Annotated in this window: 1 protein-coding gene; it reads right to left on the bottom strand. The window is 55.5% G+C overall.

What is annotated here, in order from left to right:
• A partial coding sequence (gene purH, locus Q0340_RS00610; protein ID WP_298081737.1) for a bifunctional phosphoribosylaminoimidazolecarboxamide formyltransferase/IMP cyclohydrolase occupies window positions 1–1,363 on the bottom strand: 1,363 nt, incomplete at both ends.

The following is a 1,363-nucleotide window of genomic DNA, read 5'->3' as shown; positions in this document are numbered from 1 at the left end:
AACTCGTCGGCGCTTGCGATCACCTCATCGTCGCGGATGCTGCCGCCGGGCTGCACCACCGCCGCGACGCCCGCAGCATGGGCGATCTCGATGCTGTCTTTAAACGGAAAAAACGCCTCGCTGGCAAGCGCGCAGCCGCGCAGATCGACGCCCACGTCGCGAGCCTTTGCCACTGCCGCACGCGCGGCGTCCACGCGGCTCGTCATACCCATGCCGATCGCGACCATCGCGCGAGCTTTGACGTAAACTACGCAGTTACTCTTCGTAAGTGCGGCGATCTGCCACGCGATTTTTAGGTCATCCAGTTCGCTCTCGCTCGCCGCGCGCCCCGTGACGCAGCGGGCGTTTGCGACCTCGTCCGCGCCCACGTAGTCGCGCTGCTGATATACGAAGCCGCCGTCAATAAATTTAAAATCATACTTGTCGTTTTCGCGAATTAAAAACTCCCCGCCCTGCTCGAAAATTTTAATACGCTTTTTCTTTTCAAATACCGCAAGCGCCGCGGGCGTGACGCGGGCGGCAAGGATAACCTCAACAAAAATTTCATTAATTTTATTCGCTATCTCCTCGTCCAAAACGCCGTTTATCGCCACGACGCCGCCGTATGCCGAGACTGGGTCGCATTTTAGCGCCTCTACGTAGCTTTCAAGCAGGCTCCCCTTTACGGCGAAGCCGCATGGATTGGCGTGCTTGCAGATCGCTACCGCAGGCGCCTCCCCGAAGCTGCTAGCGAGCATCAGCGCGCCGTGCATATCGGTCATATTGTTAAAGCTCGCCTCGCCCTTTAGGCTCTTAAAGTGCTTGCTAAAAAAGTCCTCGAACTCGTACAGCGCGCCCTTTTGGTGCGGATTTTCGCCGTAGCGAGTATCAAAAACCTTGCTGCCAGTAATAAATTTTTTCGCGCCGAAGCCGCCGTTAAAGCGCTCGTTCATATAGTTTGCGATCATCGCGTCGTAGGCTGCGGTGTGCTCGTAAGCTTTAATCATCAAATTTTGCCTAAATTTCAGCTTCTCGCTCTCGTCTGCGCCGCTTATATTTTGCAAAACCGCGCCGTAATCAAGCGGGCTCGTGACGACATAGACACTTGCGAAATTCTTAGCCGCGCCTCGAACCATCGCGGGGCCGCCGATGTCGATGTTTTCGATGATCTCGGAAAAATCGTCGGTGCGGGCTACGGTCGCTTTAAAAGGATATAAATTTACGCACACGAGATCGATGCCGCCGATGCCGTGCTGTGCGGCTTGGCTTGCGTGATTTGCGTCGTTTCGCTTATACAAAATTCCGCCGTGAATCTTTGGATGCAGGGTCTTAACCCGCCCCTCAAACATCTCGGGCGAGCCCGTGTATTCGCTAACCTCGAGCG

Source organism: uncultured Campylobacter sp. (assembly GCF_938045595.1).
GTDB lineage: Bacteria > Campylobacterota > Campylobacteria > Campylobacterales > Campylobacteraceae > Campylobacter_B.
Note: the sequence above shows the minus strand (reverse complement) of the source record. Positions and strands in the feature narration are given on the sequence as shown.